Annotated in this window: 17 protein-coding genes; 12 read left to right on the forward strand and 5 right to left on the reverse strand. The window is 53.1% G+C overall.

Annotated features, from left to right (window positions below):
• Window positions 1-29: 29 nt before the first annotated feature.
• On the reverse strand, window positions 30-545 hold the full coding sequence (gene ompX, locus HU143_RS15020) for an outer membrane protein OmpX (RefSeq protein WP_000716763.1): 516 nt from the start codon (window positions 543-545) through the stop codon (window positions 30-32).
• A gap of 353 nt (window positions 546-898) precedes the next feature.
• On the opposite strand from ompX, the gene rhtA reads away from it, so the two are divergent.
• The 6 genes from rhtA to ybiO all read left to right on the forward strand — a co-directional run bounded on the left by rhtA (window position 899) and on the right by ybiO (window position 7,680).
• Window positions 899-1,786 (forward strand): threonine/homoserine exporter RhtA, encoded by an 888-nt coding sequence (rhtA, locus tag HU143_RS15025; RefSeq protein ID WP_195184456.1) that lies wholly within the window; start codon window positions 899-901, stop codon window positions 1,784-1,786.
• A 302-nt stretch (window positions 1,787-2,088) separates the two neighbouring features.
• Window positions 2,089-2,592 (forward strand): DNA starvation/stationary phase protection protein Dps, encoded by a 504-nt coding sequence (gene dps / locus HU143_RS15030; RefSeq protein WP_000100805.1) that lies wholly within the window; start codon window positions 2,089-2,091, stop codon window positions 2,590-2,592.
• A 476-nt stretch (window positions 2,593-3,068) separates the two neighbouring features.
• On the forward strand, window positions 3,069-3,815 hold the full coding sequence (gene glnH, locus HU143_RS15035; protein WP_000838671.1) for a glutamine ABC transporter substrate-binding protein GlnH: 747 nt from the start codon (window positions 3,069-3,071) through the stop codon (window positions 3,813-3,815).
• Between the two features lie 145 nt (window positions 3,816-3,960).
• Window positions 3,961-4,620 carry a glutamine ABC transporter permease GlnP gene (gene glnP, locus HU143_RS15040; RefSeq protein WP_001159076.1) on the forward strand — a complete coding sequence of 220 codons (660 nt, stop codon included), beginning with the start codon at window positions 3,961-3,963 and terminating at the stop codon, window positions 4,618-4,620.
• Window positions 4,617-5,339, forward strand: coding sequence for a glutamine ABC transporter ATP-binding protein GlnQ (glnQ, locus tag HU143_RS15045; protein WP_000569093.1), 723 nt, complete (start codon window positions 4,617-4,619; stop codon window positions 5,337-5,339). Before glnP ends, glnQ begins: the two co-directional genes overlap by 4 nt.
• A 118-nt stretch (window positions 5,340-5,457) precedes the next feature.
• Entirely contained in the window at window positions 5,458-7,680 is a 2,223-nt protein-coding gene (ybiO, locus tag HU143_RS15050) for a mechanosensitive channel protein (RefSeq protein ID WP_023227189.1), read from the forward strand.
• Here the strand turns inward: ybiO and rlmF are convergent.
• Window positions 7,677-8,603, reverse strand: coding sequence for a 23S rRNA (adenine(1618)-N(6))-methyltransferase RlmF (gene rlmF, locus HU143_RS15055; protein ID WP_001275964.1), 927 nt, complete (start codon window positions 8,601-8,603; stop codon window positions 7,677-7,679). The two genes, ybiO and rlmF, sit on opposite strands and share 4 nt — an antisense overlap.
• A 204-nt stretch (window positions 8,604-8,807) precedes the next feature.
• On the opposite strand from rlmF, the gene HU143_RS15060 reads away from it, so the two are divergent.
• The gene (locus HU143_RS15060; protein ID WP_000146332.1) at window positions 8,808-9,074 is read left to right on the forward strand and encodes a DksA/TraR family C4-type zinc finger protein; all 267 of its coding nucleotides are present in this window, start codon (window positions 8,808-8,810) and stop codon (window positions 9,072-9,074) included.
• A gap of 284 nt (window positions 9,075-9,358) precedes the next feature.
• The gene (gene ybiJ, locus HU143_RS15065) at window positions 9,359-9,619 is read left to right on the forward strand and encodes a DUF1471 family protein YbiJ (protein WP_000849089.1); all 261 of its coding nucleotides are present in this window, start codon (window positions 9,359-9,361) and stop codon (window positions 9,617-9,619) included.
• Between the two features lie 155 nt (window positions 9,620-9,774).
• On the opposite strand, the gene ybiB is transcribed toward ybiJ, so the two are convergent.
• From ybiB to rhlE, 3 genes are all read right to left on the reverse strand, one after another.
• Window positions 9,775-10,749: a DNA-binding protein YbiB gene (gene ybiB, locus HU143_RS15070; RefSeq protein ID WP_023227190.1), complete on the reverse strand. Its 975-nt coding sequence runs from the start codon at window positions 10,747-10,749 to the stop codon at window positions 9,775-9,777.
• A gap of 29 nt (window positions 10,750-10,778) precedes the next feature.
• Window positions 10,779-12,923, reverse strand: coding sequence for an ATP-dependent DNA helicase DinG (gene dinG, locus HU143_RS15075; RefSeq protein ID WP_001218637.1), 2,145 nt, complete (start codon window positions 12,921-12,923; stop codon window positions 10,779-10,781).
• Between the two features lie 206 nt (window positions 12,924-13,129).
• Window positions 13,130-14,491: an ATP-dependent RNA helicase RhlE gene (rhlE, locus tag HU143_RS15080; protein WP_000007065.1), complete on the reverse strand. Its 1,362-nt coding sequence runs from the start codon at window positions 14,489-14,491 to the stop codon at window positions 13,130-13,132.
• A gap of 229 nt (window positions 14,492-14,720) precedes the next feature.
• Between rhlE and cecR the strand changes: the two genes are divergently transcribed.
• Genes cecR through HU143_RS15100 form a run of 4 tightly spaced genes read left to right on the forward strand, consistent with a single transcriptional unit; the run spans window position 14,721 to window position 19,242 of the window.
• Entirely contained in the window at window positions 14,721-15,395 is a 675-nt protein-coding gene (gene cecR, locus HU143_RS15085) for a transcriptional regulator CecR (protein ID WP_023227191.1), read from the forward strand.
• Window positions 15,395-16,390: a secretion protein HlyD gene (gene hlyD, locus HU143_RS15090; protein WP_023227192.1), complete on the forward strand. Its 996-nt coding sequence runs from the start codon at window positions 15,395-15,397 to the stop codon at window positions 16,388-16,390. The genes cecR and hlyD overlap by 1 nt, the downstream gene beginning before the upstream one ends.
• Window positions 16,383-18,119 (forward strand): ATP-binding cassette domain-containing protein, encoded by a 1,737-nt coding sequence (locus HU143_RS15095; protein WP_001287616.1) that lies wholly within the window; start codon window positions 16,383-16,385, stop codon window positions 18,117-18,119. The genes hlyD and HU143_RS15095 overlap by 8 nt, the downstream gene beginning before the upstream one ends.
• Window positions 18,112-19,242 (forward strand): ABC transporter permease, encoded by a 1,131-nt coding sequence (locus HU143_RS15100; RefSeq protein WP_000045765.1) that lies wholly within the window; start codon window positions 18,112-18,114, stop codon window positions 19,240-19,242. The genes HU143_RS15095 and HU143_RS15100 overlap by 8 nt, the downstream gene beginning before the upstream one ends.
• Window positions 19,243-19,300 lie beyond the last annotated feature (58 nt).

A 19,300-nucleotide genomic window follows, 5' to 3' on the forward strand; every position in this document is an offset into this window, starting at 1 on the left:
AGGCGGATTTTTCATTTTCACCGACGTGATTAGAAGCGGTAACCCACGCCAGCAATCCAGGTGCCAACGTCAACGCTACGAATACGGCTCTGCTCGTAAGAGAAGTCCAGAGCAACATTTTCCATCGGGTTGAATTGCAGACCAGCGCCATAGGAGAAGCCATAATCGCTGGTGTCATGTTTGTAGGTTGGGTAATCGGTCGTCTGGAATTTACCGTAACCCACACCGACTACACCGTAGATGCTCGCCCAATCGTTCAGACGGTAAGCCGGGCCGGCAGTGATGCCGTAGTACTGACCTTTGTTGTAATCGCCCGCACCGTTAGTACGATCTTTTTCGGTGTAGGTGAAGGAACCGATTACGCCCAGCGGGTTGTCGTCCTGCTCGTAACGATACTTCAGGTTGAAACCGCTCATTTTATTCGCTACGCCCTGCGCGTCGCTCTGAGCGTAACCACCGGTAACGGTAGAAGTAGCAGCTACTGCAGTACCTGCGGAAAAAGCCAGAACAGCGGCCAGTGCTGAAAGACATGCAATTTTTTTCATAACCACCTCAAATGTGCTTCAAGTAAGTCCTAAGTTTTAAATATATCAAAAATTAATGGGAAACTCTTTGCGATTCACGGTGTCTAAGGGCGCCTTTCATGTAACAGAACGTTTCCATATCGCGCTATCTTATTCAATTAACATCATTTTTCCGGCTGATTGCACCAATAATGCGCGTGCGGCGCGATACATTCATCCAGATTATTCCTAAACTAACAGTCTATTTATCCATCAATTTAAGTTCATTTTATGGAATCCTGGAAATTTTTTTTCAACGAATCCTCAACCGCTCCGGGGAATTTCCATTACACTGCCACCTTTACTCGTACTGACATTTTTTGACAGGAGAAAGGATGCCGGGGTCAACACGTAAACTACCAGTCTGGTTGCCCATTTTGGTTTTGCTCATTGCCATGTCCTCTATTCAGAGTGGCGCTTCACTGGCAAAATCGTTATTTCCTCTTGTCGGCGCGCCGGGTGTAACGGCGCTTCGTCTGGCGTTGGGAACGCTTATCCTTATCGCCTTTTTCAAACCCTGGCGTTTGCGTTTTGCCAAAGAGCAGCGGCTGCCTTTACTGTTTTATGGTCTGTCGCTGGGCGGGATGAACTATCTATTCTATCTGTCGATTCAGACGGTGCCGTTGGGTATTGCGGTCGCGCTGGAATTTACCGGCCCTCTGGCGGTCGCGCTGTTTTCATCCCGGCGGCCGGTAGATTTTATTTGGGTCGTACTGGCTGTGCTTGGGCTCTGGTTCCTGCTGCCATTAGGGCAAGATATGTCTCACGTCGATCTTACCGGGGCCGCGTTAGCGCTCGGCGCTGGCGCCTGTTGGGCTGTCTATATTCTTACCGGCCAGCGAGCAGGCGCGGAACATGGTCCGGCCACGGTGGCGGTAGGCTCGCTGATTGCCGCCATCATTTTCGTGCCGATTGGCGCAGTTCAGGCTGGCGATGCGCTATGGCACTGGTCGATTCTTCCCTTAGCGTTAGCGGTCGCTGTGCTTTCTACGGCGCTGCCTTATTCACTGGAAATGATTGCGCTGACGCGCCTGCCAACCCGCACCTTCGGTACGCTGATGAGCATGGAACCCGCGCTGGCCGCCGTTTCCGGGATGATTTTTCTGGGCGAAACGCTTACGGGCATACAAATCATGGCCCTGTGCGCCATCATTGCCGCCTCAATGGGTTCTACCCTAACGATTCGCCGCGAACCGCAAATTAAACAAGTTGACGTAAAATAGTTTCTTATTCTGCATGATGTGCATAATCATGCAGAATATCACCTCGTTATTCACCTTTTATTATCGCGCTATTACTTCGTCATTTTTTGTCATATTTTTTCTCATTTTTTACATTAAAATGAGAATTATTACCCACCAAACAACAAACCCGTCTAACTAATTGATTTACAATAAAAATAAATATTAAATCTTGTCTGTACTATTAAAGTGATAGGTAAATTCAAAAAAGCAAAGTTAAAAACCGGTGCTATACTTATTTTCGTTAATTACCTGGGACACAAACATCAAGAGGATATGAGATTATGAGTACCGCTAAACTGGTAAAAACAAAAGCGTCTAATCTGCTTTATACCCGTAACGATGTATCAGAGAGCGATAAAAAAGCGACGGTTGAGTTGCTTAATCGTCAGGTGATCCAGTTCATTGACCTGTCGCTTATCACGAAACAGGCCCACTGGAACATGCGCGGTGCTAACTTTATTGCCGTTCATGAGATGCTGGATGGCTTCCGTACCGCACTGACCGATCATCTGGATACTATGGCCGAGCGCGCCGTACAGCTTGGCGGTGTAGCGTTAGGCACCACGCAAGTTATCAACAGCAAAACTCCACTGAAAAGCTATCCGCTCGACATCCATAACGTGCAGGATCACTTAAAAGAACTGGCCGATCGCTACGCTGTTGTCGCTAATGATGTTCGCAAAGCTATCGGTGAAGCCAAAGATGAAGACACTGCCGATATCTTTACCGCCGCATCACGCGACCTCGATAAATTCCTGTGGTTTATCGAATCCAACATCGAATAAATCTATCTCTACCCTGAATACTTCGAGTTGCAGGAAGGTACAAACGCAGCGAATCCGCAGGAGCCTGACTTCCGTCGGTCACTGAAGCGAACGCACCTGCAACTTGATGTACACAGGTATATAAGTCATCCCTATACCCCTGCCTGGCACAGGGGTTTTGCACTTAAATAGTGCACGCGTCTTGTACTCCCCCTCGATAAAAGTGAATTATTTGTAATAATTACATCACACAATCGTTAATTAAAGATTGTTTTAACAACAATTTTTACGCTAAATAGACCCTGTATCTCTACTTTGTTATTCATGCACTAAATCAGTGCCCCAAAACGGTGCGGCATACTGGTTTTGCCCGACTTATTGTGCACAGAAATGATTCACGCTTCTGTTAAAACAATGAGTTACATAATTGGCATGATTTTTTCATTACGCTACATGTTCTCGCAGGGGATCGCCCCGTGGATAGAAAAGGAAATGCTATGAAGTCTCTATTAAAAGTTTCACTAGCTGCACTTACCCTGGCTTTTGCGGTGTCTTCGCACGCCGCGGATAAGAAACTCGTTGTGGCAACCGATACGGCGTTCGTTCCGTTTGAATTTAAACAGGGCGACAAATACGTCGGTTTTGATGTTGATCTGTGGGACGCTATCGCGAAAGAACTGAAGCTGGACTACACCCTGAAACCGATGGATTTCAGCGGCATTATTCCGGCATTACAAACCAAAAATATCGATCTGGCGCTGGCGGGTATTACGATTACGGACGAGCGTAAAAAAGCGATCGACTTTTCCGATGGCTATTACAAAAGCGGTCTGCTCGTGATGGTGAAAGCCAACAATAACGACATTAAAAGCGTTAAAGACCTCGATGGCAAAGTCGTTGCCGTGAAGAGCGGAACTGGGTCGGTGGATTACGCGAAAGCGAATATCAAAACCAAAGACCTGCGTCAGTTCCCGAACATTGATAACGCGTACATGGAATTAGGCACCAACCGCGCAGACGCCGTTCTGCACGATACGCCGAACATCCTGTACTTTATCAAAACCGCAGGCAACGGCCAGTTCAAGGCGGTAGGCGAATCACTGGAAGCACAGCAATACGGAGTTGCCTTCCCGAAAGGCAGCGATGAACTGCGCGAGAAAGTCAACGGCGCGCTGAAAACGCTGCGTGAGAATGGCACCTATAACGAAATCTACAAAAAATGGTTCGGTACAGAACCTAAATAAAACGACCTGATGTTGGCTTGTGGCCCGGTAGTGAGGACGCTCACCGGGCCTACAGCTCTTTTCCGTGACGGATAAGACACTTTCACGCCATTTCCGCGCCGGATAGAGCATTTGACTATTTACACCACGGTAACAGGAACGACATATGCAGTTTGACTGGAGCGCCATCTGGCCCGCCATTCCGCTTTTGCTTGAGGGCGCTAAAATGACCCTGTGGATCTCGGTCCTCGGTCTGGCTGGCGGCCTGGTTATTGGACTGGCGGCAGGTTTTGCCCGTACGTTTGGCGGCTGGTTCGCTAACCACATCGCCCTGGTTTTCATTGAAATTATTCGCGGCACGCCTATCGTTGTCCAGGTCATGTTTATCTACTTTGCCCTGCCGATGGCATTTAATGATTTGCGTATTGATCCGTTCAGCGCAGCGGTCGTGACAATTATGATTAACTCCGGCGCTTATATCGCGGAAATTACTCGCGGCGCAGTACTATCCATTCACAAAGGTTTTCGCGAAGCGGGTCTGGCGCTGGGCCTTTCTCGCCGGGAAACCATCCGCCATGTTATTTTACCGCTTGCTCTGCGCCGTATGCTGCCGCCGCTGGGCAATCAGTGGATCATTAGCATCAAAGACACCTCGTTGTTTATTGTTATCGGCGTAGCCGAGCTGACCCGTCAGGGCCAGGAAATTATTGCCGGTAACTTTCGCGCCCTGGAAATCTGGAGCGCCGTGGCCGTCTTCTATTTGATCATTACGCTGGTGCTGAGCTTTATTTTGCGTCGTCTTGAAAGAAGGATGAAAATCCTGTGATTGAATTTAAAAACGTCTCCAAGCACTTTGGCCCCACCCAGGTGCTGCATAACATTGATTTAAACATCCGTCAGGGCGAAGTGGTTGTGATTATCGGCCCTTCCGGTTCGGGTAAATCCACGTTATTACGCTGTATCAATAAACTGGAAGAGATCACCTCCGGTGATCTGATTGTCGATGGTCTGAAAGTCAACGATCCTAAAGTAGACGAACGGCTGATTCGCCAGGAAGCCGGCATGGTGTTTCAACAGTTTTATCTGTTCCCGCATCTGACCGCGCTCGAAAACGTAATGTTCGGTCCTCTACGCGTGCGCGGCGTAAAGAAAGAAGAAGCGGAAAAACAGGCGAAAGCTCTGTTAGCGAAAGTTGGACTGGCGGAACGGGCGCACCACTACCCCTCCGAGCTTTCCGGCGGTCAACAACAGCGCGTCGCCATTGCCCGAGCGCTGGCAGTGAAGCCGAAAATGATGCTCTTTGACGAGCCAACCTCCGCTCTGGACCCTGAACTGCGCCATGAAGTGCTGAAAGTCATGCAGGATCTGGCGGAAGAAGGCATGACCATGGTCATTGTCACTCACGAAATCGGCTTTGCCGAAAAAGTCGCCTCACGGCTGATTTTTATCGATAAAGGCCGTATTGCCGAAGATGGCAGTCCGCAGGCGTTGATCGAAAACCCGCCAAGCCCACGTTTACAGGAATTTTTACAGCACGTCTCCTGAGATATCGCCCTTCCTGCCCTGCGGCAGGGAGGGCATCATGGAATAGTCCCATTTCATTTTCCCTCCCCTGCGCCATCTATACTTAGTGTTTTGCGTCTCTTTTCTCACTGGAGGAGTCATGCGGTGGACCCTGTTCATCCTTTTTTGTCTACTGGGCGCGCCTGCCCATGCGGTCGCCATACCCGGCGTGACCACGGGGACATCAACCAGCCAGCAAGCAGCGCCAGAGCCCAGTCCTGAACAAAAAAAAGCGGCCTATGCGGCCCTGGCTGACGTACTGGAGAACGAGGCTTCACGTAACGAATTGATAGTGCAACTCCGCGAAGCCTCAACCACGCCGCCGACCGAGCCGGCGCCAGCGCTTGCGCCGCCTGCGGCCAAAGATGAGAAAACGGTACTGGAGAACGTCACCACCGTTACCCGTCAGTACGGCGATGCTTTCGCTACCCGTTTCGCCCAGCTTTATCGCAACATCACCGATGCGCCGCACAAGCCGTTTAACTCTCAAACCTTCACCAACGCGTTAACCCACTTTTTATTTCTGGCCGTCGCGGTATTTGGTTTTTATAGCGTGATACGGCTTTGCGCCCTGCCGTTATATCGAAAAATGGGCCTGTGGGCGCGCAAGAAAAACCGTGAACGCAGCAACTGGTTACAGCTCCCGGCGATGATCGCCGGCGCGTTTATTATCGACCTGTTGCTACTGGCGCTCACCTTATTTATCGGTCAGATGCTCAGTGATAATTTCCATGCCGGAAGTCGAACTATCGCTTTTCAGCAAAGCCTGTTCCTGAATGCCTTCGCGCTGATAGAGTTCTTTAAAGCGATTCTGCGGCTTATTTTTTGCCCTAATGTACCGGAATTACGCCCATTCGCGATTCAGGATGCGACAGCGCGTTACTGGAATCGCCGTATGAGTTCCCTTAGCAGTTTGATTGGCTATGGGCTAATTGTTGCCGTTCCGATTATTTCCAACCAGGTGAATGTTCAGGTCGGGGCGATGGCGAACGTGGCGATCATGCTCTGCATCACCATCTGGGCGCTGTACCTGATCTTTAAAAACAAAGCGGAGATTACGCAACATTTATTAAGTCTGGCGGAACGATCATTAGCCTTTTTTAGCCTGTTTATCCGCGCCTTTGCGCTGGTGTGGCACTGGCTGGCCAGCGCTTACTTTATCGTGCTGTTTTTCTTCTCGTTATTCGACCCAGGCAATAGCCTGAAGTTTATGATGGGCGCGACCGTGCGCAGTCTGGCGATTATTGGCATCACGGCGTTTATCTCCGGTATGTTTACCCGCTGGATAGCGAAAACCATCACCCTGTCGCCCCATACGCAGCGCAATTACCCGGAACTGCAAAAGCGGCTTAACGGCTGGCTCTCCTCGGCGCTAAAAGTCGCACGCTTTTTGACCGTCTGCGTCGCCGTTATGCTGTTGCTCAACGCCTGGGGGCTATTCGATTTCTGGCACTGGCTACATTATGGCGCGGGGGAAAAGATGGTCGATATCCTCATCCGTATCGCGTTAATCTTATTCTTCTCCGCCGTGGGATGGACGATTCTCGCCAGTCTGATTGAGAATCGCCTGGCCTCCGATATTCATGGTCGCCCGCTACCCAGCGCCCGCACGCGCACGCTGCTGACGCTGTTCCGCAATGCGCTGGCAGTGATTATCAGTACCATAACCATCATGATCGTGTTATCGGAAATCGGCGTCAATATCGCGCCGTTGCTGGCTGGCGCGGGGGCGTTAGGTCTGGCTATCTCTTTCGGTTCGCAAACTCTGGTGAAAGATATTATTACCGGCGTTTTTATTCAGTTTGAAAACGGGATGAATACCGGCGACTTAGTCACCATAGGCCCGCTGACGGGGACGGTCGAAAGAATGTCGATTCGCTCCGTCGGCGTGCGGCAGGATACCGGGGCATACCATATTATCCCGTGGTCCTCGATCACCACTTTCGCCAACTTTGTGCGCGGTATCGGCTCTGTTGTCGCCAACTATGACGTGGATCGCCATGAGGATGCGGATAAAGCGAATCAGGCGCTGAAAGACGCGGTAACGGCGCTGATGGAGACGGAGGATATTCGCGGGCTGATTATCGGCGAACCCACGTTCGCCGGTATTGTCGGTTTAACGAACACGGCGTTTACTTTACGCGTGTCGTTCACCACGCTACCGCTCAAGCAGTGGACGGTGCGTTTTGCCCTTGATAGCCAGGTGAAAAAGCATTTTGATCTGGCTAATGTGCGCGCGCCGGTGCAAACGTATCAGGTTCTGCCCGCCCCCGCCGGCGGCCCGTCGCCTGATTCACTGCCGCCGTGCGAACCGACGATTTAGCGTTTACGGGTGATAAAACGGCGACGCTGGTCGTCATCCATAAAGGTCCAGGCAATAAAGCGGCTTTGCTTTTGCCCCTGGGCCATCTCTTTTTTCACCACTTTCACCGCGCCAGCCTCCGTCAACGCCCGGTAAAGCGGCGGTAAATTCTCGCCGCGCGACACCAACGTCGTAAACCACAACACCTGACGGCGGAAGGTTTGGCTTTCAGCAATCATTTTTTTAATAAAGGCGACTTCGCCGCCTTCGCACCATAGCTCCTGCTGTTGACCGCCAAAGTTCAGCGCATCATCTTTATTCTGCCCCAAATTGCGGCGCTTACGCTCGCTGCCCGCGCGGGCTGCGGCGGCGGAGTCGTGAAAAGGCGGGTTACAAAGCGTTGCGTCATAAAATTCATTTTTATGAATGATACCGGTAAAAATGGCCGCCGGATCTTTTTGCCGACGCAGACGAATGGCGCGGCTTAACCCCGTATTAGCCTGAATGATAGCCTGCGCGCTGGACATCGCTGCGTCGCTGACTTCACTACCGGTAAATCGCCAGCCATATTCATGGACGCCGATAAGCGGATAAATACAATTGGCGCCCACGCCCACGTCCAGAATAGTTGCCTGTGCCGGAATACTCCCTGTCGTTTCGCCAAGCAGATCCGCCAGATGGTGGATATAATCCGCACGACCAGGCACCGGCGGACATAAAAATCCTGGCGGAATGTCCCAGTGAGTGACGGCATAAAAATGCGCCAGCAATGCCTTATTGAGCGCTTTTACCGCTTGCGGATTAGCAAAATCAACGCTCTGTTCACCGGCGGGCGTGCGGATAAGAAAGGACGTCAATTCCGGCGTGGTCTGACACAGTGCGGCGAGATCATAACGGTGTTGATGGCGGTTGCGCGGGTGTAACCCCGGTTTCTGGGCGGACATGGCATTCTCCTTTTAGCAGCGGCGTAAGATACCCGTATAACGCCACGGGGTAAATATACCACCGCGAATTCCCTGCCTCGCTCGTTTTATCGGATATCTGAATGACATTGGCTCTGCTCATGGTCTGAAAAGATCGCGCGATGCGATTTTTTCACCTGACGGCGCTACACTTAACCTCAGGTACCCTAAAATCAGGAGAGCGTGATGGCATCCGGCTGGGCAAATGACGACGCAGTGAATGAACAAATCAACAATACCATTGAAGATGCCGTTGCCCGCGCTCGCGGCGAACTTCCCCACGGCGAAAGTCGCGATGAATGCGAATCTTGCGGCGACCCTATCCCTGAAGCGCGGCGTAAAGCCGTACCGGGCGTTCGGTTATGCATATCCTGCCAACAGGAGAAAGATTTACATAACGCAACATTTTCAGGATATAATCGTAGAGGTTCAAAAGACAGCCAGTTACGCTGACTTTTCTTTACCGAAACCGCCAGTATTAACCATTCCTTTACGCTCATGCTTTTTAGCGTTCTGCGTCGCAGAATGTGCCGTTAACCTCGACTCTGTAAAGCCAGATGACAAGAACGGTAAATTCCACTGTTGAATTAATTAATAATCAATAGGTTATTTGTCATTCAAAAATTTTGAGCAAGGCCGTCAATTCTATTCGATTTTATCTTTCGCAAAAAACCGTGATACTCATCACATCGACGGAACATCGTCTCATAAACAGAATAACCTGCGAGAGATTAATCATGAAAACCATTAAATATGCTGTTGCAGCCATCGCGCTTTCCACCCTTTCTTTTGGCGCTTTTGCCGCAGAACCGGTTAGCGCGTCTCAGACGCAAAACCTGCATAAAATCGGCGTAGTGTCTGCCGATGGCGCCACCACGCTGGATGGCCTGGAAGCTAAACTGGCTGAAAAAGCCGCCGCTGCTGGCGCAAGCGCTTATAACATCACCTCCGCCGTAGGTAATGACAAAATGAGCGGCACTGCGGTGATTTATAAATAATTTACCTGCCCGCCAGATTTCAGGCTGTAACATCGCTGTTGTTTGAATTCTGACGGGTATTACCCTCGTCTGTTTGCTAACAGACCCACTGCTCCAACCCTCATTAACCCTGTTTGTTACCCTTATTTGCCCGTCCGCCACTGGACGGGCTTTTTTTATTCGCTAAAAGCCTGTTCGACGCGCGCAAGCCCGTCTTCTAACGTCGCCGCCTCTCCCGTCGCAACCAGACAACAGGCCATTTGCGTTTTTAATGATTGCGGCACCGGCTCGTGGCCGGCAAGGCAGCGCTCAATCCAGCGCGCGGTGATTTCAGGATCTTTAGTCGCAGGCAGTGAAAGCGGCTCGTCGTACGTGTCGCTCTGGCGCTTATGCAGTACCTGCACGCCGCGGCTATCAATCAGGCTAATTTGCGGACAGCGTTGCGGGTTGGCATAGACTTCGCCTTCGGTACCATGCATCAGCAAAGCCCGCCCGCCAATGCGGCTAAAAAAGGTCGCCACACGCGGAACATATTCAGGATGAGAAACGCTTGATAAACGCAGCGCGGCATCCTCAGCAAATGGCGTCGCCAGCTTGGCCAGTGAATGCGCGCTGTTACGCACGCCCATCCGCCAGCGCATCGCCAGTTGTTTTTCCAGCGGCGGGCAGAGCGCGCTCACCGGGATAAACACCGGCTGGCGCCCGTCCAGTTTGGCCTGCGCTTGTCCGCCGTGTAGGGTGGGCACAATCCCCATCAGCTCAAATATTGTTTCCGTCAGTACGCGGGTCGGATCTTCACTGACGCCGTGTACTACAACTGGAAAGCCCAATTTATGCAGCAGGATAGCCAGCAACGGCGTTAAATTCGCCTGTTTACGCGCGCCGTTATAGCTGGGAATAACGACCGGCAACGGCCTATCTGCGGGCGGTGTCAGTTTGATGGCATGATTCTGCATGGCCTCATAAAAGCCCAGCATTTCGGCTTCGCCTTCGCCTTTAATACGCAGCGCCATCAATATACTGCCCATTTCCAGGTCGGGGACGTCGCCATTCAGCATTCGGGTATACAAACCGCGCGCGGTATCCAGATCCAGATCGCGGGCGTGATTTTTACCTCGCCCGATCTCTTTGATGATCTTGCGATAATCCATTGAAAGCTCCTTGAAGTGTGCTCACAGCATTAACGCCGTCGGCGGCGTGCAGGTTTTGCTTTTGGTTTTACTATAACGTCTGGCACGGCAGGCTGCTCTATCGGAAAAACAGGTAAGGCATTCAGTAAACGCTGTCCGTAGTTTTTGGTCAACAACCGCTTATCATAAATGACCACTTCTCCCCGACAGGCGTGGCTACGGATCAATCGCCCTACCTGCTGAATTAAATTAAAAGACGCGCTTGGTAAACTTTGTACCTCAAACGGATAACGATTCAGGCTTTTTAGCCATTCGCCTTCGGTGATCACGACCGGGCTGTCGATCGGCGGGAAGGCAATTTTATGGATATGGACCTGCGTCAGTAGCTCGCCTTTAAGATCCAGCCCTTCGGCAAAAGACTGAAGCCCAACCAGCACGCTGCGTTCGCCGCTCTCCACCCGTTTACGGTGCAGCTCCACCAGCCGGTAACGCGGCTGGTCGCCCTGGACCAGGAGGAGTAAGCGCACATCAGCGACATGCTCCAGAAAACGCTGCATCGCCCGCCCGCTGGCGAACAGTACCAGCATACCATGATGTTTTTTGCTCTCCAGTTGCTCGCGAAAATAGGCTGCCATTTCGGCAATATGCTGCTCTTCGTTATCAATAGTGGGTTCGTAGCGCATTTGAGGAATCACCAGTTTCCCCTGTTCCACATGATTAAACGGCGAATCCAGCGCCACAAAGCGGTCGCCGGCTTTTTCTTTTAAGCCGCTCATTTCCTGCAGGCGCGAAAAGCTATTGAGCGAGCGCAGTGTCGCCGAGGTGACAATAATGTGCGGTACGCTGCGCCATAACAATCTTTCCAGCTGCTCGCTGACGCGGATACCGACACAATGGAACCAGACGTGGAGTTGCCCTTCGCGTATTTCACGCGTCGCCCATTTGGACACCGGCGCGCCTGAAGACTGTGCCATCGAAGCCAGTCGCCATAATTTACTTTGCGCCTCGAACATTCCCAGCGCCCGGTTCATCTGTAAAATCACCCGATGCAAACGCACAATATCGTGCGACCCGGTTTTTTCGCTGAGATCGTTGAGAAAGGATTCCGCCAGCCCACGCAACGTCTCGGTCAGCTTCGCCAGTCGCTGGCAGATTTCCATGACCTCATCAGGCAACTCGCCCATTGCAAAACGGTGCTCCGCCTCCTGCGCTGCGGGCATATACAGATTAAGAATGGCATTGAGCGAGGCGATCAGTTCGTACACCTCCTCGCAATGGGCGTTAAGTCGCTCAGGATTCGCTAACGGCGGCGTGGTCTTAGGGCGAAATTGCTCCATGCAGGTCGCCACCAGTTTGCTGAACAGGTCCAGTTGCAAGCGATACCAGGAGGCGGTAATTTCCGCGCTCATCTCCAGCGCATCGCGAGCGACATCGGGCAGATGATGACCTTCATCCAGTACCAACAGCAGATGCTTTGGTTCCGGCAGTACGGCTTCACTTTCCATCGCCGCCATTACTAGCGCGTGATTCGCCACCACGACTTCCGCTTCCTGTATTTCACGTCGGGCGACAAAGAATGGACATTCGCGGTAATAGTGACAGTTGCGGTTCAGACAACTGGCTTTATCGGTACTTAATCGCCGCCACAGATCGTCGTCAATAGCAATGTCGGTATGATCCCGCAGACCATCCCATTTGTAACCGTCAAGATCCCCTTTCAGCCTGGCGCAGCGCTTTTGCTCTTCCTGGTTGTTAGGCGTCAGTTCGTCATCAAGAAAGGCGAGCAGATCCTGCTGCGTAGGCTCGCTACTGGCGAGCGCCGCCAGATTTCGCGGACACACGTAACGCCCGCGGCCAAAGGCGGCGGTAAAGCGCAGATCGGGGATGATTTTTCGTAGCAGCGGCAAATCTTTGCTAAAGATCTGATCCTGTAACGCCACGTTAGCGGTACTGACCACCAGTGTTTTTTGCTCTTCCCGGGCAATGGCGATACCGGGAATAAGATAGGAGAGGGTTTTCCCGACGCCGGTCGGCGCTTCAATAGCCAGATGTCTCCCTTCTTCCCCGGCCAGCGTTCTGGCGACGTCAGCAATCATCTGCCGCTGCGGCGCACGGGGAATAAAGTCGGGAATCTGGTCCTGAAGCGCCTTATACCAGGCGGCGATTTGCGCTTTCAGCGCAGCGGTCAATGCCATGAGAAAACCTGAAGTACTGTATAAACAGCCACTATTGTGTCACATTTCAGGGGCGGGAAGTACCTTTTTTGCCGGTTCTGGAAGGCGGCTCGCAACGCGATGTGTATTTTGCCGGATGGCGGTGCAAGCACCTTACCCGGCCTACGTATTTGCATAGTCCGTAGGCCCGGTAAGCGTCGCGCCACCGGCATGTTGCCGGATAAAATTTACTGGGCAGGCGTGATTCTGCGCGGGCGACGCGGTGGACGTGCTTTGTCGCCAGCGGGTTTCCCCTCGCCTGTGCGCGGTTTTGGTTTCGCCTTCGCCGCCCCGCTATCCTGACGTCGCGGCTGCTGACTGCGCCCCGCTCCCCCCTGATTTTGTCCGCGTCCACGACCGCCGCCGCCGCGCTGCTGACGGCCATTCTGAATCGGCTCCGCTTTAATCGACGGGTCGGGCTCATAGCCCGGCGTCGTAATGCGTGGGATCTCTTTTTTCAGCAATTTTTCGATATCACGCAACAGTTTATGCTCGTCAACACAGACCAGCGACAGCGCCTCGCCAGTTGCCGCCGCGCGACCGGTACGGCCAATACGGTGTACATAATCTTCCGGCACGTTCGGCAGTTCATAGTTGACCACGTGCGGCAGCTCTTCAATATCCAGACCACGCGCCGCAATATCCGTCGCTACCAGCACGCGAATATCGCCGGATTTAAAATCGGCCAGCGCGCGGGTACGTGCGCCCTGCGATTTATTACCGTGGATCGCCGCGCTGCGAATACCGTCTTTATTAAGCTGTTCCGCCAGATGGTTCGCGCCATGCTTGGTGCGGGTGAAGACCAACACCTGCTGCCAGTTGCCCTGGCCAATCATTTGTGACAGCAGTTCGCGCTTACGTTTTTTATCGACAAAGTGCACGTGCTGCGTCACCTGCTCTGAGGCCGTGTTGCGGCGCGCCACTTCGATTTCCAGCGGATTGCGCAACAGCTTTTCGGCGAGCGCTTTGATGTCGTCGGAGAACGTGGCGGAGAACAGCAGATTCTGACGCTTCGCCGGCAGTTTCGCCAGCACGCGACGAATGTCGTGAATGAAGCCCATATCCAGCATACGGTCGGCTTCATCCAGTACCAGAATCTCAATCTGATCCAGCTTCACGGCATTTTGATGTTCCAGGTCAAGCAGACGTCCCGGCGTCGCCACCAGCACATCCACGCCACCGCGCAGTTTCATCATCTGCGGATTGATGCTTACGCCGCCAAATACCACCAGCGAGCGAATATTGAGATATTTACTGTAATCTCTGACGTTTTCGCCAATTTGCGCCGCCAGCTCGCGGGTTGGAGTGAGGATCAACGCGCGCACCGGGCGACGACCTTTAGCATGCGGCTGATGGGTAATCAGATGCTGCAACAATGGCAGGGTAAAACCCGCCGTTTTACCGGTTCCGGTCTGGGCGCTGGCCATCAGATCGCGGCCTTCCAGCACGGCGGGAATCGCCTGTTGCTGAATAGGGGTAGGTTCACGGTAACCCTGCTCGGCAATGGCGCGCAGGATATCAGGGTTTAATCCTAGGGAATCAAAAGACATAACTACTCCGGACCGCCCCGACCGTTACCGGTGTAGTTTTCAGGGAGATGCTCAAATTTGGAATGACAAAAACCACAATGTCATGAAGGGGCGGAGTGTAGCAGTTTTTGTGATGCGGCGCATAAATTATCCCGAAAGGTGGCAAAGACAAATTAATCGACCACACTGGACAAGTGCCATTATGAGTCATAATCTTAATCAATCGATTGATTAATAATTAGGGCGTGTGATGAATATCCCCACCACGACCACCAAGGGCGAGCAGGCGAAAAGTCAGCTCATTGCCGCCGCGCTGGCGCAGTTTGGCGAGTATGGCCTCCATGCCACCACGCGCGATATCGCCGCGCTGGCGGGGCAAAATATTGCCGCTATTACTTACTATTTCGGCTCAAAAGAGGATTTATACCTCGCCTGCGCCCAGTGGATTGCTGATTTTCTTGGCGAAAAATTTCGCCCCCATGCTGAAAAAGCGGAACGTCTGTTTAGCCAGCCTGCCCCTGACCGGGACGCCATACGCGAGCTCATTCTGCTCGCCTGCAAGAACATGATTATGCTGCTGACGCAGGAAGACACCGTTAACCTGAGCAAATTTATTTCACGCGAGCAGCTCTCTCCCACATCGGCCTATCAATTGGTCCATGAACAGGTTATCGATCCGTTGCACACCTATCTGACAAGATTGGTTGCCGCTTATACCGGCTGCGACGCCAATGATACGCGCATGATTTTGCATACCCATGCCTTACTGGGCGAAGTGCTGGCGTTTCGTCTCGGCAAAGAAACTATTCTGTTACGTACCGGCTGGCCGCAGTTTGATGAAGAAAAAGCGGCGCTGATTTACCAGACGGTAACCTGCCACATCGATCTTATTCTGCACGGTTTAACGCAAAGGAGTCTGGACTGATGAAAAAACCTGTCGTTATCGGACTGGTAATCGCAGCGATCGTCGCTGTGATTGCCGGTGGAACCTGGTGGTATCAAAGTCGGCAGGACGATGGGCTGACGCTATACGGTAATGTCGATATCCGTACCGTCAATATTAGCTTTCGCGTCGGCGGCAGGCTGGCGTCGCTGAATGTTGATGAAGGCGATACTATCAAAGCCGGACAGGTGCTCGGCGAACTGGATCACGCGCCATACGAAAACGCGCTAATGCAGGCGAAAGCTGGCGTGTCGGTCGCGCAGGCGCAATATGATTTGATGCTGGCAGGCTATCGCGATGAAGAGATAGCCCAGGCCGCCGCCGCCGTCAGACAGGCGCAAGCCGCCTATGACTACGCACAAAACTTTTATAACCGTCAGCAAGGATTGTGGAAAAGCCGCACCATTTCCGCTAACGATCTGGAAAACGCCCGCTCATCGCGCGATCAGGCGCAGGCGACGCTGAAGTCCGCGCAGGATAAACTGAGCCAGTACCGTACCGGTAATCGTGAACAGGATATCGCCCAGGCGAAAGCCAGTCTGGAACAGGCAAAGGCCCAACTGGCGCAGGCGCAGCTTGATTTGCAGGACACCACGCTTATCGCGCCTGCCAACGGAACCTTGCTCACCCGCGCGGTCGAGCCTGGTAGTATGCTGAACGCCGGCAGCACGGTATTAACACTCTCGCTGACCCGCCCCGTCTGGGTGCGCGCCTATGTTGATGAACGCAACCTCAGTCAGACGCAACCGGGGCGCGACATTCTGTTGTATACCGACGGTCGTCCTGACAAACCTTACCACGGCAAGATTGGTTTCGTTTCGCCCACCGCGGAATTTACGCCGAAAACCGTCGAAACGCCGGATCTGCGTACCGATCTTGTCTATCGCCTGCGCATTATCGTCACCGATGCGGACGATGCGTTACGCCAGGGGATGCCAGTCACGGTGAAATTTAATGACGAGGTACGGCATGAGTGAGGCCGTTATTACGCTGCACGGTCTGACGAAGCGCTTTGCGGGAATGGATAAACCCGCCGTCGCGCCGCTCGACTGTACCATTCATTCCGGTTATGTCACCGGGCTGGTAGGGCCGGACGGCGCAGGAAAAACCACGCTGATGCGTATGCTGGCGGGCCTGCTCAAAGCCGATGGCGGCAGCGCGTCCGTATTGGGCTTCGACCCGATACAAAACGACAGCGAGCTGCACGCGGTTCTGGGCTATATGCCGCAGAAATTCGGTCTGTATGAAGATCTTACCGTCATGGAGAACCTTAATCTCTATGCCGATTTACGCAGCGTTACCGGCGAGATACGGGAAAAGACCTTTGCCCGTTTGTTGGAATTTACCGCCCTCGGCCCTTTCACTGGCCGTCTGGCGGGGAAATTGTCCGGCGGGATGAAGCAAAAACTGGGGCTGGCCTGTACGCTGGTCGGCGAACCGAAAGTGCTGCTGTTGGATGAACCGGGCGTTGGCGTTGACCCGATTTCACGGCGCGAGTTGTGGCAGATGGTCCACGAGCTGGCGGGCGACGGGATGCTAATCCTCTGGAGCACCTCCTACCTCGACGAAGCCGAACAGTGCCGCGATGTGCTGCTGATGAATGAAGGCGAGCTGCTCTATCAGGGCGAACCTAAAGCGCTGACGCAAACGATGGCCGGTCGTAGCTTTCTGATGAGCAGTCCACAGGAAAACAACCGTAAGTTACTACAGAGAGCGCTCAGACTGCCGCAGGTGAGCGACGGCATGATTCAGGGACGTTCGGTACGCCTGATCCTGAAAAAAGAGGCGACCGCAGCAGATATTCGTCAGGCCGAAGGAATGCCGGAAATCACCCTCAATGAGACCGCGCCGCGTTTCGAAGATGCGTTTATCGATCTGCTTGGCGGAGCGGGAACCTCGGAGTCTCCGCTGGGTTCAATCCTGCATACGGTTGAAGGCACTGCCGGCGAAACGGTGATTGAAGCGCAGGAACTGACGAAAAAATTTGGCGATTTCGCGGCCACGGACCATGTTAATTTCGTCGTACAGCGCGGCGAGATTTTTGGCCTGCTCGGCCCGAACGGCGCGGGTAAATCAACCACCTTTAAAATGATGTGCGGCCTGCTGGTGCCGACGTCCGGCAAGGCGCTGGTGCTGGATATGGACCTGAAAGTCAGCTCCGGCAAAGCCCGTCAGCATCTGGGCTATATGGCGCAAAAATTTTCGCTTTACGGCAACCTGACGGTTGAGCAGAACCTGCGTTTTTTCTCCGGCGTCTACGGTCTGCGGGGCCGCGCGCAAAATGAAAAAATTCAGCGCATGAGTGAAGCGTTTGGTCTGAAAAGCATCGCGTCGCATCCCACCGATGCGCTGCCGCTGGGCTTTAAACAGCGACTGGCGCTGGCCTGCTCGCTGATGCACGAACCGGATATTTTATTCCTTGATGAACCAACGTCCGGGGTTGATCCCCTCACCCGCCGTGAATTTTGGCTGCATATTAATAGCATGGTGGAAAAAGGGGTCACGGTAATGGTGACGACCCACTTTATGGATGAGGCGGAATATTGCGATCGCATCGGACTGGTTTATCGCGGGAAGCTTATCGCCAGCGGTACGCCGGACGATCTCAAAGCGCAGGCCGCCGATGAGCAACAGGCCGATCCGACGATGGAGCAGGCCTTTATCACTCTCATCAATGACTGGGATAAGGAGCATACGCATGAGTAAGTCTCTCTCCTGGCGCCGCGTGCGTGCGTTGTGCGTCAAAGAGACGCGCCAGATCGTGCGCGATCCCAGTAGCTGGCTGATTGCGGTGGTGATCCCGCTGCTGTTGCTGTTTATTTTTGGTTACGGTATTAACCTCGACTCCAGCAAGCTGCGGGTGGGGATTCTGCTTGAACAACAAAGCCAGGAGGCGCTGGATTTCACTCATGCGATGACCGGCTCACCCTATATCGACGCGACCATTAGCGATAACCGCCATGAATTAATTGAAAAAATGCAGGCCGGACGCATTCGCGGACTGGTGGTGATTCCGGTGGATTTCGCGCAGCAAATGGCGCGCGACGGTGACAGCGCGCCAATTCAGGTGATTACCGACGGCAGCGAGCCAAACACCGCCAACTTCGTTCAGGGTTATGTTGAAGGCATCTGGCAAATCTGGCAACAGCAGCGGGCGGAAGATCGCGGCGACACCTTTGAACCGCTTATCGACGTCCAGACGCGCTACTGGTTTAACCCGGCGGCGATCAGTCAGCATTTTATCATTCCCGGGGCGGTGACCATTATCATGACGGTAATTGGCGCAATCCTCACCTCGCTGGTCGTTGCCCGCGAATGGGAGCGCGGCACGATGGAGGCGCTGCTCTCAACCGAAGTGACGCGTGTTGAACTGCTGCTGTGTAAGCTTATTCCCTATTACTTTCTCGGTATGCTGGCGATGCTGCTCTGTATGCTGGTATCGGTGTTTATTCTCGGCGTGCCGTATCGCGGTTCGCTGGTGATTCTGTTTATCATCACCAGTCTGTTTTTACTGAGTACGCTGGGGATGGGGCTGTTGATTTCCACCATCACTCGCAACCAGTTTAACGCCGCGCAGGTGGCGCTGAACGCCGCCTTTTTACCCTCGATTATGCTGTCCGGGTTTATCTTCCAGATAGACAGTATGCCTGCGGTGATCCGCGCGGTGACCTATATTATTCCGGCGCGCTATTTTGTTAGCACCCTGCAAAGTCTGTTTCTGGCCGGCAATATTCCGGTCGTGTTAGGCGTTAACGTACTGTTTTTAATCGCCTCGGCGGTGATGTTTATTGGCCTGACGTGGCTAAAAACCAAACGACGACTGGATTAAATATGTGTATGGATAATTGTCGTCGTAGGCCGGATAAGGCGTTCACGCCGCCATCCGG

The organism is Salmonella sp. SJTUF14076, assembly GCF_015534835.1.
Lineage (GTDB): Bacteria > Pseudomonadota > Gammaproteobacteria > Enterobacterales > Enterobacteriaceae > Salmonella > Salmonella enterica.

Excerpts from the sequence above, each read along its gene's own strand:
- HU143_RS15100 (WP_000045765.1), top strand. The coding sequence starts at position 18,112 with ATGAGTAAGTCTCTCTCCTGGCGCCGCGTGCGTGCGTTGTGCGTCAAA.
- ybiO (WP_023227189.1), top strand. The coding sequence starts at position 5,458 with ATGCGGTGGACCCTGTTCATCCTTTTTTGTCTACTGGGCGCGCCTGCC.
- glnH (WP_000838671.1), top strand. The coding sequence starts at position 3,069 with ATGAAGTCTCTATTAAAAGTTTCACTAGCTGCACTTACCCTGGCTTTT.
- rlmF (WP_001275964.1), bottom strand. The coding sequence starts at position 8,603 with ATGTCCGCCCAGAAACCGGGGTTACACCCGCGCAACCGCCATCAACAC.
- ybiJ (WP_000849089.1), top strand. The coding sequence starts at position 9,359 with ATGAAAACCATTAAATATGCTGTTGCAGCCATCGCGCTTTCCACCCTT.
- HU143_RS15095 (WP_001287616.1), top strand. The coding sequence starts at position 16,383 with ATGAGTGAGGCCGTTATTACGCTGCACGGTCTGACGAAGCGCTTTGCG.
- dinG (WP_001218637.1), bottom strand. The coding sequence starts at position 12,923 with ATGGCATTGACCGCTGCGCTGAAAGCGCAAATCGCCGCCTGGTATAAG.
- glnP (WP_001159076.1), top strand. The coding sequence starts at position 3,961 with ATGCAGTTTGACTGGAGCGCCATCTGGCCCGCCATTCCGCTTTTGCTT.
- hlyD (WP_023227192.1), top strand. The coding sequence starts at position 15,395 with ATGAAAAAACCTGTCGTTATCGGACTGGTAATCGCAGCGATCGTCGCT.
- rhtA (WP_195184456.1), top strand. The coding sequence starts at position 899 with ATGCCGGGGTCAACACGTAAACTACCAGTCTGGTTGCCCATTTTGGTT.
- dps (WP_000100805.1), top strand. The coding sequence starts at position 2,089 with ATGAGTACCGCTAAACTGGTAAAAACAAAAGCGTCTAATCTGCTTTAT.
- cecR (WP_023227191.1), top strand. The coding sequence starts at position 14,721 with ATGAATATCCCCACCACGACCACCAAGGGCGAGCAGGCGAAAAGTCAG.
- ybiB (WP_023227190.1), bottom strand. The coding sequence starts at position 10,749 with ATGGATTATCGCAAGATCATCAAAGAGATCGGGCGAGGTAAAAATCAC.
- rhlE (WP_000007065.1), bottom strand. The coding sequence starts at position 14,491 with ATGTCTTTTGATTCCCTAGGATTAAACCCTGATATCCTGCGCGCCATT.
- HU143_RS15060 (WP_000146332.1), top strand. The coding sequence starts at position 8,808 with ATGGCATCCGGCTGGGCAAATGACGACGCAGTGAATGAACAAATCAAC.
- ompX (WP_000716763.1), bottom strand. The coding sequence starts at position 545 with ATGAAAAAAATTGCATGTCTTTCAGCACTGGCCGCTGTTCTGGCTTTT.